This window comes from Desulfobacter sp. (genome assembly GCA_028768525.1).
GTDB lineage: Bacteria > Desulfobacterota > Desulfobacteria > Desulfobacterales > Desulfobacteraceae > Desulfobacter.
In genome coordinates this window covers 5205887-5217317 of record CP054837.1, presented here as the reverse complement: position 1 = coordinate 5217317, position 11431 = coordinate 5205887, and the positions used below count along the sequence as shown (strand labels likewise).

Genomic DNA, 11431 nt, shown 5'->3' with positions numbered 1-11431 from the left:
TACTTAGTCTCTTTTATGTCAGCTTATTTAACAATCAGCATATTGGTTTTAAAAAACGGGGACAGGCTGATATGGCCGCCCAAACTGGCTGCCTCCGACCCATTCACCAGGATCTTAACCCGTTTTATTTCCGGTATATTCACGGACAGGGTGTTGACCACAGCGTATACGGCCAGGTATTCGGACAGGGCATCTGTACGCCCCGCCGTCTCCATGGCCAGATCCACGTAGGCCTCTCCCCGCCCTGTAATAAACAGGGCACCCAGCCGGGTGCCCTGGGGCAAAACCGACTGCAGCCCCGGCTGTGAGGGGCCGGCCGCCAGGGCCTCCAAAAGGTTCCGGCCCATTTGGTGGGCGTCTGTAGCGGCCGGGAAATGCCTGTTCTCCGCCGTTAAATGGCTGCCGCCGGGCCCGGTAAAATACAAAAAAGCGTCAAACAGGGCCCGGTCCACGGGGGCATCTTCCTGCTGGGCGGGGCACCATACCGGCGCCAGCACCGTAAGAAGGGCAATCCCCATGACAAATATCCGGATCAGGGGTATCCGGCCTGTATTCAATCTTGCGTTGTTTTCCAAGGAGACGGTTTCCACGGGCAAAGGCCCTAATTTCTTAGATTTAAAATGCTATTTGATACAGTATTGCCCCCCGGGTGTCAAGATGGCCGCCAAGAAAAACCCCTTGCAAAAAAAAGCACTATTTAATAAAATCAAATGCCTTAAAACAGGCAGACACACCCCGGCACGGCCGGCCGTAATTCCGCCTACATCCGCAACCGTTTCACCAGGAGCCAGCATTGTTAAAATGATTCCCGGATTTGAAGCCATTGTTGAAGAAAGAATCAAGCAGGCACAAAAAGAAGGCCGCTTTGACAACCTCAAAGGCCAGGGGCGCCCCCTGAAATTTGATGATGCCAATGTGCCCGAAGAATTACGCATGGCCCACAAAATCCTAAAAAATGCCGGATTCCTGCCCCCGGAGATTGAACTGAAAAAAAAAATCTCCCGTACCCGGGACCTCATGGCCGGCCTGGATGAGGGCTCGCCTGAAAAAGCAACCTTAACCAAAAAACTCAACTACCTGCTGGTCAAACTGGACAGCGTCCGCAGGCCTTCTCCGGCGGCCGCACTGGTCAGGGACCGGTACAGAACCAACCTTATAAGAAAAATCTCATGAGTATTCGCAAAAAAGATAAAGACGGATTGTTTAAAAATATATTTGTAGCCTATTTCATTCTGCTGCTTCACGTATTTCTTCTGGCCGGCATCGGCCTCACCGTGGTCCTGTTCAAAGGGGTCTACCATTACCTGCCCTGGATCATGGGGGGAATTGCACTATTTGTACTCACCGTGGCCTGGATCATCTACCGCCGCATGCGGACCACATCATCCAGCCTCAGCGAAGTGCTCGGCATGCCCGAATTCCAGGACCGGGCCGTGGAAGTCCGACTCCTGGGCGGCTTTGCCTCCTTTGAAATCAAGGCCAGGCAGACCGGCAACCTGCTGCCGGAACAGACCGGTGTTCCCGGAGACCCGGGACATCCCCAGACCAAGCTCATTGAAAATGCTGTGGACCGGGCTGAACGGAAGATGCTGGAACTCAACACCCTCTATGAAAAAAACCTCATCACCAGGGAAGAGTTCGAGGCGGCACGCCAAAACATTATCCAGGGCTGAGCCGGAATATACAAACTGGGCCGGCCCCGGCCATCAAACCCAAAGGAGAAAACCATGAAAAAAATCAGGCTGGCCCTGTTGTCCGGCGGGGTGTCCACGGAACGGGAAGTCTCTTTAAACAGCGGCAACCAGGTGTTTGACGCCCTTGACAAGGACAAATACGAGATCACCCGGTATGACCCGAAATCCGATCTGCCAAAACTGATGGCAGACGCCCCGAAAATTGACGCCGCCCTGATCATCCTCCACGGCCCCTTCGGAGAGGACGGCACGGTTCAGGGGCTGCTGGATCTGCTGGATATCCCCTACCAGGGCGCCGGCGTCCTGGGTTCGGCCGCCGCCATGAACAAACTGACGGCCAAGGAACTTTACCAGGCCAACGGTATCCCCACACCGGCCTTTTTGTCATACGACACCCATGACTTTGAAACCGGGACCATTTCCATTCCCCATGCCGTTGAAACCCTGGGCCTTCCCATTGTGGTCAAGCCGGCATGCGCCGGCTCCAGCGTGGGCATGACCATTGTCAAGGAGGAAAAGGATCTGGATACGGCCATAAAAAAAGGCTTCGATCACGACGACACCCTGATTTTAGAACAGTATATCAAGGGGCTGGAACTGACCTGCGGGGTCCTGGGCAACCAGGAGCTTGAAGGGCTGCCCGTGATTGAAATCCTTCCCGGGGAGGATCATGAATATTTTGACTACCAAGCCAAGTATGTGGCAGGGGAAACCGAAGAGATCTGCCCGGCCCGTATTGATGCGGACCTCACGGCCCGGGTCCAGGACCTGGCCAAGCGGGCCCACAAAGCCCTCTTCCTTAAGGGCTATTCCCGTACGGACATGATCCTGCGGGAGGGTGAGCTCTTTGTACTGGAGACCAACACCATCCCGGGCATGACCGCCACCAGCCTCTACCCCCAATCGGCCAAGGAAGCCGGATACAGCTTTTCAGCACTGCTGGACACACTCATTGAACTTGCAATTGAAGAAAATAAACGCACAAATCTAAGGAGAGCTAAATGAAAATCCTCGTTGTAGGCAGCGGCGGACGTGAACACACCCTGGTATGGAAAATCTCCCAGAGCCCCATGGTGGACAAAATCTACTGCGCACCGGGCAATGCCGGCACCCGGAGTCTGGCTGAAAATGTTGAGATCAAAGCCGATGACATCGACGGCCTGGCCGCATTTGCGGCGCAGAATGCCGTTGACCTCACCGTGGTCGGCCCGGAAGCCCCCCTTGTGGCTGGCATTGTGGATGTATTCGAAGAAAAAGGACTGCCCATATTCGGCCCGTCCAAAGCTGCCGCACAGCTTGAAGGATCAAAAGTCTTCTCCAAAACCCATATGCAGAAATACGGAATTGCCTGCGCCAAGGGCAAAGCCTTTACCGATCCGGCCAAGGCCAAAACCTATGCACGGGCCCTGGGCGCCCCCTGCGTGGTCAAGGCCGACGGGCTGGCCGCCGGCAAGGGCGTGATTGTCTGTGCCACCATTGAAGAGGCCGAAGCAGCCATAGACGGCATGCTGAACGAAAACACCTTCGGCGACGCCGGGGCCCTGGTGGTGGTGGAAGAATGCCTGGCCGGCGAGGAAGCTTCCTTCATCTGCCTCACCGACGGCAAGACCGTCCTGCCCCTGCCCGAATCCCAGGACCACAAACGGATCTTCGACAATGACGAAGGCCCCAACACCGGCGGCATGGGCGCCTATTCCCCGGCCCCGGTGCTGGACCACCTCCTGCGCACCAAGGCCATGAAAGAGGTGATGATTCCCACGGTCCAGGGCATGGCCAAGGAAGGCATCCCCTTCAAGGGCTTCCTCTATGCCGGTCTCATGGTGGATCAGGATAAAATACGAGTCCTGGAATTCAACACCCGCCTGGGCGACCCCGAAACCCAGCCCATCCTCATGCGGCTGCAAAACGACCTGGTGCCCCTGATGGAAGCCTGCTGCGACGGCACCCTGCACAACCACAGTATTAAAATCGATCCCCGGGCCGCCATGTGCGTGGTCATCTCCGCCGGGGGCTACCCCGGTTCCTATGAGACCGGCCATGAAATCACGGGGCTGGATGGGGCCAACGCTGTAAAGGACACCATGGTATTCCACGCGGGCACGGCCATGGAGGGCGACAAGGTGGTGGCCTCGGGCGGCCGGGTGCTGGGAGTCACCTCCCTGGGCGAGACGGTTGAAGAGGCCATCAACACCGCCTACGAGGCCTGCGGCAAAATCTCATTCAAAGACTGCTTCATGAGAAAAGATATCGGCGCCAAGGCCCTGAAGCGGATGGCCGTCCCTCCCCAGGTAGGGGTGATCATGGGCTCGGACTCCGACTTTCCGGTGATGGAAAAGGCCCTGGTCATGCTCAAAAAATTCGACATCCCCTATTATGTCACCGTGGCATCGGCCCACCGGACCCCGGAAAAAGCCTCCCAGCTGGCCACCGAAGCCCGGGAAAAGGGCATCAAGGTGCTCATCTGCGGTGCCGGCCATGCCGCCCACCTGGCCGGGGTGATTGCTGCCCACACCACCCTGCCCGTTCTCGGTGTGCCCATTGATTCCTCGGCCCTCCAGGGCCTGGACGCCCTGCTGGCAACGGTGCAGATGCCTCCCGGCATCCCCGTCTCCACCATGGCCATCGGCAAATCCGGTGCCCATAATGCCGGCATCACCGCCGCCCAGATCATCGGTGTATCCGATCCGGCCGTGGCGGAAAAGCTGGCTGCATTCAAAAAAGAAATGGCGGACAAGGTCGCCAAAAAGGCCGAATCCTTTGCCTGATAGCGGCAACATCATCCGGGTGGATCCCCTCCGCCCGGATGCCGGCTCCATCCAAAGGGCCGGAAAGGTACTCGCCCGAAACGGGGTGGTGATCTTTCCGGCCCAATGCCTTTACGGGGTGGCGGCCAACGCCCTCAACCCCGATGCCGTGGAAAAGGTATTTCAAATCAAGCAGCGGCCGGCGGATAATCCCGTCCTGATCCTGATCAATGACCCATCCGCCCTCCCTGCCCTGGTGAAAACCATCCCGGACCAGGCCCGCCGGCTCATGGACCGGTTCTGGCCCGGCAACCTGACCCTGGTCTTTGAGGCGGCAGACCATATATCCCCCCGCCTCACCGCAGGCACCGGCAAGATCGGCATCCGCCTGCCCGGCCACCCCGTGGCCCGGGCCCTGGTCAATGCAGTGGATTTTCCCATCACAGGTACATCGGCCAACACCTCCGGCCAACCAGGCTGCACCCGCCCGGAAGAACTTCCGCCGGAAATAATCTCAAGTGCCGGCCTCATTCTGGATGCAGGCCCGGTAAAAGGAGGGCCCGGCTCCACCCTAGCAGATGTCACCTGTACCCCCCCTGCCCTATTGCGGGAAGGCGCGGTACCGGCAGCGGCCCTGTTTGACTCCGCCAAACGGTTCTGATGCCTGCCCGTCCTTAATTTCAAAGGCCACCACAGCAGAAATAGTATTGACAAATCCCATCTTTTCCACTAAAAGATAGACTTCCATGCCGGAGTGGTGGAATTGGTAGACGCAGAGGATTCAAAATCCTCCGGGCGCAAGCCCTTGTCGGTTCAAGTCCGACCTCCGGTACCAGCTTCCAAGAAGGCTTTCAGCGATTTTCGTTGAAAGCCTTTTTTATTGGAATTTGGGCCACTGTGCCCGGAATTGTGCCCAACTGATTTTTCAGATAATCTTCCTGCTTCTGGGCGGCAACCATTAAATCATCTTCGCTGACGATGTTGTACCGCTCAAAAACGGCCCTGGTTTTATGACCTGAAATCATCATTGCAACTCTTTCTGGAATACCCGATCTAACCATGTTACGCACTGCTGTTCTCCGCAGATCATGAAAAATTAAACCAGCCACTCCGGCTGCCTTGCATGCAGTTTTCCAAGACTTGCGGAAATCTTTAATCTGACCAGCACCGGTCCGGTTTGGAAATACATAAGGGGTAATCTTGTTCCCATCTTTTTGTTTTGCACGCTGCTTCTGAAATAGCTCAAAGAGTTCATCATCCAGATATATGGTTCGACCTTCTTTATTTTTGGTCATACCAATCTCCAGACAGGCCACCCTCTTCCCCAGATCCACATTGGACCATTTCAATCCGGTAATCTCAGAAACTCGCCACCCAGATTTATAACCAAAAGTAGCAACCCCTTTTAGATATGCTGGAAGATTATCCCTCAACGCCAAAAATTCACCATGCTCAAAGAACCCAGTCCGTACATTATTTTCTTCAAGCAATTTAATATGTGGCACCCTGTCTACAAGTGGTGGAGTTTGCTGCGCCCCAATACTCAGCATCCGTTTCAAAGCAGACAATTCTCGATTAATCGTGGCATTTGCAGCACCATCATTTAATCTACCCTCAATGTATGTGTTAATCCGGGGAGTAGTAATATGCGGCACACTCATATTTTCAAACTGGGTCTGTAAGCGCCGTACACTCCTTTCTGCCTTAACCAAGGACTTTTTCTGATTGATCTTGTAATCTCGTAAAAATCCTTCTGCCAGATCTTCAAATTTTACCTTTTCAAACTGCACCCCAGGAATTTTCCCCTGGGCAATTTCACCCTCCCTTCTGCTTAAAAGTTTTTTTGCTACCATCTTTTTGGTGCTCTCTGAGCTTTCCCGAAAGCACTTCCCCTGCCTGTAGTACTTAATCCAGTAAACATTTCCACGTTTATACACGCTTCCCATAGTATACCTCCATCGTTGCCTTGACGGGCGCAAGATGGAACAAACATGCTCCCCCAATGTCTCCAGTGAAATTAGACATGGAGAACATGATTTGTACCTTTGAATATCCCATCTGAAAATTATTAGATCAAGAAGAAAGAAAAATGCCCCCTGTATAAACAAGGGGCATTCTCAAAAGTTATATTCCTAACCTCTATCCTACTGAACAAGGAGCTTTTCAATAATCTCTTTTAGATTTTTCAACATCAAAAGAGTATGGGGGTTGTCCCTGAAATTAATTTCAGCAGCAGGAATTTTTGATAAAACCACATTTAACTGTTCGGGTTCATACATTTGTAAAAGATCCTGATCATAATTATCACCAATGACTAAAGCATCACCTGATTCCTGGAAATTTTGCTCAATGAGATTCAAATACGCATAGGCCAGATTCAGATCTTGCACCAGCCCGCTGCCATCATCGGCATAGAGTTTAAATATTTTTTCGTTCTCACTGTTCATAATTAAAGTTTCCATAAGATATTCTCCTTATTCTAATTTTTATGTTTATTTTCTTCGATAAAAGTTTCAACATCCTGGTGATCTACGAACTGTTTCCGACCGACCTGGACATATGGTAGTTGTCCGTCCCAGATTTGATTACGCCAGAACCATTCGGTGGCCCCGATATGGGCGACAAGTTCTTTGATGGAGTAAAGTCTTTTTCTGGGCACAGTCTGGGCACATAGAGTTGAAGACACTTGTCATTCCTCCGTTTTGAGAGGCGCAGGGGATATGCAATCCCCCGCTCCTCTGATTAAGGTTAAGCGTGGTTTAGCTCTTTTTCAGTGGATTTTGTGCCAAACGCAAGTGCGCTATAGTCCCGCCCCTCTTCTGCATATTCAGTCTCAGTGTTTTCAGGTTGGGTTGCCTCGAGTTCCTCCATATGCCGTTTGGCAAATTCGGAGACAGATTCGTAGGACTCACCCTCTTCTCCAGATAGAGTCCCTTTCAACTTTTTAGCGATGATTTCTTTGTAGAGTTCCGCTTCCCGTTCATAACCGACACCTTCACGGGCCAGTTCTCTGGCAACTTTGATGGTGGTACCGCTGCCAAGGAAGGGATCAAGGACAATTTCCCCAACGAATGAGAACATCTTGATGACACGACGGGCAAGTTCCTCTGGGAACACATTAGGATGACCCTCGCTTTTCCATACCTGGGGGATATCCCATACACTCGGGATATATTTGGCCCAATCTTCTCTTGTTAAAATTGAATCCAAGTTTACCTTTTCTGACGGGATCTTACGCTCTCCGTCTTTACGGAAGAGATATATGAATTCATGTCGATTGATGATTTTGTACTCGGCGTGTTTGGTCTCCTTGCCATATGCACGAGAACGATCCGTTGAATAAGCATGAGGGGCTTTGGCCCAGACGATCTGGCTCTCAAGAGTCACACCATGCTTTTTGAGGAATCTTTGGTAAAAATGCCCCGTAAGTTCCAAGTGAGCTTTTTTATCAGTCCCTTTTTTTCCTTTGAAATTGTGGATGTCATTGAGATTAAGTGCGACAACTCCACCTGGCATGATAACCCTGGCGCATTCGGCCATGACAGCCTCAATGTTATCCCAGTGATCATCAATGGAGTACCCCTGTTCATATTCCATACCCAGAAAGTATGGAGGACTGGTAAAAATGAGGCCCACAGACCCGTCCTCTTGCTCGCTCATATCTCTGGCATCTTTGAAATATACTCCGGAGATATCTGCATCAGAGATTGACACCTTTTTTTCCGGGGTCTTTTCATCTTCCAGAAGATAGCGCCGGATTGCCTTCTCCAGAAGGGTGGCAGACCATTCTTGGTCAACTGCACGTTTGGCCATATTGATCCGCTCTTCATCGCTTGAAAGGTCAAGCAGCGCCAGCCCATGGGACATGGAGAGTTTTCCATCGGCAATTTGCTGCCGTACCTCTTCGGGGTGCTTGACCAGTTGAGCCTTTCTTGAAAGTGTCGTGGCATCGCCATATCCCTTGATTTCGAGATGTCTGAAGCTACGGCCAAAGGTTGTATTCATCATGTTTATATGAAGCGCCTCCTCAATGGGATTGAGTGCTTTGCGCTTTTTATTGATCACATAAAACTGATGGGCCGCATCCTCAGGCACATACCCGTCATGGACTAAGCAAAGAACTTCCTTTTTACCCATTGCTTTTAGTGCTTCAATTCTTCTCCATCCGTCATTGTAGAAGCAAATACCGTCCTGGGTTCTGTTGACGTTGATGGGCACTATGAGTCCGTCTTTTCTGATGCTTTCTTTCAGGGATTCTATGTCTCCCAGGTCTTGCCTGGAGTGGTTGGGGTCTTTGGTCAGGGAGCTGATCAGTAAGGTTTCAATCTTTTTGTTGTTTTCTTCTTTCATTGTTTTCCTCCAATCAAAATAGTTAGTGGAGGGTGGCCACCCTTTCGGGTTCTGTTCTTGTTCCGCGGAGAACGTAAGAGGTGATCAGCGTCATTTATAATTCCCGCCAAACGACAATTAAAATTCCCGAAATTTAAGAATCAAAAAAAATGGTAGAAACATCCAAATTGAACAGAAGGAGAGATTTGGATGGTAACGGACCAGCAAGTGAGGAGGTTGTTCAAGTTGATTCAGTCAGAGAAGAGTTTCGGGATAGCAGCAATGAAAGCTGGAATGGATGAAAAAACAGCTCGAAAGTACCGTGAACACGGGAAGTTGCCGAGTGAACTCAAAACGGATCATACATGGCGCACACGCAAAGATCCGTTTGAGGAGACCTGGGATGGTATCAAAGGCATGTTGACCATAAATCCAGGTCTGGAGGCCAAGACACTGTTTGAGGATTTGCAACGCAGACACCCCGGCCGGTTCGCCGATGGACAATTACGGACCCTGCAACGGAGAATAAAGCAATGGCGTGCTACAGAGGGGCCGCCCAAAGAAATCTTTTTTGCTCAAATTCATAAGCCTGGCGAATTATGCCAGTCAGACTTCACCCACATGGATAAACTGGGCGTCACTATAGGCGGCGTCCCTTTTGACCACCTGATCTACCATTTTGTTTTGACCTATTCCAATTGGGAGACAGGTACAGTCTGTTTTTCAGAGAGTTTCGAAAGCCTGAGCCAGGGCCTGCAAAATGCCCTATGGGAACTTGGTGGTGTGCCGCAGCAACATCGCACCGATTGTCTGACATCCGCTGTTAACAAGGTAAGTCACCCTGAGGAGTTCACCAGCAGGTATCAGGATCTTGTTGACCATTACGGTATCATTCCTTGCAAAACTAACCCTGCCAGCCCCAATGAAAATGGAGACGTGGAGCAGCGCAATTATCGGTTCAAAAAAGCCGTTGACCAGGCCCTGATGCTGAGAGGACACCGGGATTTTAAAGACCGGGAAGAATATGACTTGTTCCTGGCCAAACTGTTCGCACAGCTAAATGCCGGTCGTAGGAAACGGTTTACACAAGAACTGGATCTCCTACACCGGTTGCCCAAACGCCGGCTTGATGCATGTAAAAAGATGGATTTAAAGGTTGGTCCCAGCAGTACCATTCGGGTCAATCACAACGTTTACTCTGTAGACAGCAGGCTCATAGGAGAAAATATCCAGGTCCGCCTCTACATGGAATGCCTGGAGGTCTGGTACGGCCAGAGAAAGGTCGATACTTTGCCAAGGTTGCGGGGTGAGGGCAAATATAAAATCAATTACCGGCATATCATTGACAGCCTGGTCAAAAAACCGGGGGCATTTGAAAATTATCGTTATCGTAATGCCATGTTCCCCACCAGCCGGTTCCGGATTGCCTACGATCATTTAAGAAAGCGTTATACCGTTAAAAGCTCAGCAGCAAGGTATCTGAAAATATTATACCTGGCAGCAAAGACAAGCGAGGTGGCAGTAGACAGCGCCCTGATGGTTCTAATAAACGAGGATCAGGAAATCAGCAAAGAGGCTGTTAAACGCCTTATTGAGTCCAACGCCTCTGTCAGCAGGCCGGATGATGTTCATATCCAGGCAGTTGATTTGACTCGTTATGACCAATTGCTCAAGGGGGTGGCGGCATGATCAATGATCGGGATCAGATAGACACCAATCTTAAAAGCCTCCATATGCCGACCATGCGCCGCAGTTATGAAGAAATGGCGGATCAGGCCAGGGCGGAGGCATGGGGATATGAAAAGTACCTCTTACAATTGTTGAGTCTCGAATGCGAAGTCCGCTGGCAGAACCGGATATCACGTAACCTGAGGGCATCCAAGTTGCCATCTTCCAAGACATTTGAGAATTTTGATAAAAAGCGCCTCCCCTTAAAGGTTGCCAATCATTTAAGTGTCCTGGTCAACGGCGCTTTTTTAGAGCGCTGTGAAAACATCCTGGCCTTTGGTAATCCGGGTAGCGGGAAAACCCATCTGCTCTGTGCCATTGGCCATGAATTAATTGCAAAGGGTAAGCAGGTTCTTTTTATCTCATGCAGTCAGCTCGTCCAGGATCTGCTGATTGCCAAAAGGGATCTTGAGCTAACCAAAAAACTCAAATCCCTCTCCAGGTTTGATGCTGTGATTATAGATGACATTGGGTATGTCCAACAAAGCCGGGGAGAAATGGAAGTGCTGTTTACCTTTTTGGCGGAACGGTATGAACAGGGCAGCCTGATGATCACGAGCAATCTTCCGTTCTCTAAGTGGGAACAGATTTTTAAGGACCCTATGACAACGGCAGCAGCCATCGACAGACTCGTTCATCACAGTATCATCCTTGAATTGAATGTGGAAAGCTATCGCATGGAACAGGCTAAAATGGAGGCCGAATAATGATCGAGACCAGATATACCAGGCAGGAGATTGTTGAGATTATTAAAATGATCCGACTGGATTTATACAATCGAGGCCTGAACTGCGGTGCCGGTGCTATCAGCAAGGAGATGGAAGCGGAAAATATTGAACCAATGCCGTCAGCAAGCACTATCGGACGGATACTATCGATAGAGGGCTTAACCCATGGAAGAACCGGGTTTTGTGATGGTAATTAAAAGGACTTTTT

12 protein-coding genes and 1 tRNA gene are annotated in these 11431 nt (G+C 51.1%); 9 read left to right on the top strand and 4 right to left on the bottom strand.

Annotation, left to right across the window (positions count from 1 at the left end):
- Window positions 1-23: 23 nt before the first annotated feature.
- Window positions 24-575: a GerMN domain-containing protein gene (locus HUN04_22945; GenBank protein ID WDP92422.1), complete on the bottom strand. Its 552-nt coding sequence runs from the start codon at window positions 573-575 to the stop codon at window positions 24-26.
- Between the two features lie 226 nt (window positions 576-801).
- On the opposite strand from HUN04_22945, the gene HUN04_22940 reads away from it, so the two are divergent.
- The 6 genes from HUN04_22940 to HUN04_22915 all read left to right on the top strand — a co-directional run bounded on the left by HUN04_22940 (window position 802) and on the right by HUN04_22915 (window position 5273).
- Entirely contained in the window at window positions 802-1173 is a 372-nt protein-coding gene (locus HUN04_22940; GenBank protein WDP92421.1) for a DUF1992 domain-containing protein, read from the top strand.
- The gene (locus tag HUN04_22935) at window positions 1170-1673 is read left to right on the top strand and encodes an SHOCT domain-containing protein (GenBank protein WDP92420.1); all 504 of its coding nucleotides are present in this window, start codon (window positions 1170-1172) and stop codon (window positions 1671-1673) included. The genes HUN04_22940 and HUN04_22935 overlap by 4 nt, the downstream gene beginning before the upstream one ends.
- Window positions 1674-1727: 54 nt before the next feature.
- Window positions 1728-2699, top strand: a complete 972-nt coding sequence (locus HUN04_22930; protein WDP92419.1) for a D-alanine--D-alanine ligase — start codon at window positions 1728-1730, stop codon at window positions 2697-2699.
- The gene (gene purD, locus HUN04_22925; GenBank protein WDP92418.1) at window positions 2696-4459 is read left to right on the top strand and encodes a phosphoribosylamine--glycine ligase; all 1764 of its coding nucleotides are present in this window, start codon (window positions 2696-2698) and stop codon (window positions 4457-4459) included. Before HUN04_22930 ends, purD begins: the two co-directional genes overlap by 4 nt.
- Entirely contained in the window at window positions 4452-5099 is a 648-nt protein-coding gene (locus tag HUN04_22920; protein ID WDP92417.1) for a threonylcarbamoyl-AMP synthase, read from the top strand. The genes purD and HUN04_22920 overlap by 8 nt, the downstream gene beginning before the upstream one ends.
- An 87-nt stretch (window positions 5100-5186) precedes the next feature.
- Window positions 5187-5273 (top strand) — tRNA-Leu (locus tag HUN04_22915).
- Window positions 5274-5289: 16 nt separating this feature from the next.
- Here the strand turns inward: HUN04_22915 and HUN04_22910 are convergent.
- The 3 genes from HUN04_22910 to HUN04_22900 form a co-directional block, all read right to left on the bottom strand.
- The gene (locus tag HUN04_22910; protein ID WDP92416.1) at window positions 5290-6384 is read right to left on the bottom strand and encodes a site-specific integrase; all 1095 of its coding nucleotides are present in this window, start codon (window positions 6382-6384) and stop codon (window positions 5290-5292) included.
- A 198-nt stretch (window positions 6385-6582) separates the two neighbouring features.
- The gene (locus HUN04_22905; protein WDP92415.1) at window positions 6583-6900 is read right to left on the bottom strand and encodes a hypothetical protein; all 318 of its coding nucleotides are present in this window, start codon (window positions 6898-6900) and stop codon (window positions 6583-6585) included.
- A gap of 286 nt (window positions 6901-7186) precedes the next feature.
- Window positions 7187-8788 (bottom strand): ParB/RepB/Spo0J family partition protein, encoded by a 1602-nt coding sequence (locus HUN04_22900; protein WDP92414.1) that lies wholly within the window; start codon window positions 8786-8788, stop codon window positions 7187-7189.
- A gap of 228 nt (window positions 8789-9016) precedes the next feature.
- Between HUN04_22900 and HUN04_22895 the strand changes: the two genes are divergently transcribed.
- The 3 genes from HUN04_22895 to HUN04_22885 are packed head-to-tail and all read left to right on the top strand — an operon-like array spanning window position 9017 to window position 11420.
- Complete coding sequence (locus HUN04_22895) at window positions 9017-10456, top strand: IS21 family transposase (GenBank protein WDP93380.1); 1440 nt, start codon at window positions 9017-9019, stop codon at window positions 10454-10456.
- Entirely contained in the window at window positions 10453-11202 is a 750-nt protein-coding gene (locus HUN04_22890; GenBank protein ID WDP92413.1) for an ATP-binding protein, read from the top strand. Before HUN04_22895 ends, HUN04_22890 begins: the two co-directional genes overlap by 4 nt.
- On the top strand, window positions 11202-11420 hold the full coding sequence (locus HUN04_22885; GenBank protein WDP92412.1) for a hypothetical protein: 219 nt from the start codon (window positions 11202-11204) through the stop codon (window positions 11418-11420). The genes HUN04_22890 and HUN04_22885 overlap by 1 nt, the downstream gene beginning before the upstream one ends.
- The last annotated feature ends 11 nt before the right edge of the window (window positions 11421-11431 follow it).

What these genes read in the sequence shown, in the direction of transcription:
- HUN04_22940 (WDP92421.1), top strand. Translation starts at nt 802, where the DNA reads ATGATTCCCGGATTTGAAGCCATTGTTGAAGAAAGAATCAAGCAGGCA.
- HUN04_22935 (WDP92420.1), top strand. Translation starts at nt 1,170, where the DNA reads ATGAGTATTCGCAAAAAAGATAAAGACGGATTGTTTAAAAATATATTT.
- HUN04_22930 (WDP92419.1), top strand. Translation starts at nt 1,728, where the DNA reads ATGAAAAAAATCAGGCTGGCCCTGTTGTCCGGCGGGGTGTCCACGGAA.
- purD (WDP92418.1), top strand. Translation starts at nt 2,696, where the DNA reads ATGAAAATCCTCGTTGTAGGCAGCGGCGGACGTGAACACACCCTGGTA.
- HUN04_22910 (WDP92416.1), bottom strand. Translation starts at nt 6,384, where the DNA reads ATGGGAAGCGTGTATAAACGTGGAAATGTTTACTGGATTAAGTACTAC.
- HUN04_22905 (WDP92415.1), bottom strand. Translation starts at nt 6,900, where the DNA reads ATGGAAACTTTAATTATGAACAGTGAGAACGAAAAAATATTTAAACTC.
- HUN04_22900 (WDP92414.1), bottom strand. Translation starts at nt 8,788, where the DNA reads ATGAAAGAAGAAAACAACAAAAAGATTGAAACCTTACTGATCAGCTCC.
- HUN04_22890 (WDP92413.1), top strand. Translation starts at nt 10,453, where the DNA reads ATGATCAATGATCGGGATCAGATAGACACCAATCTTAAAAGCCTCCAT.
- HUN04_22885 (WDP92412.1), top strand. Translation starts at nt 11,202, where the DNA reads ATGATCGAGACCAGATATACCAGGCAGGAGATTGTTGAGATTATTAAA.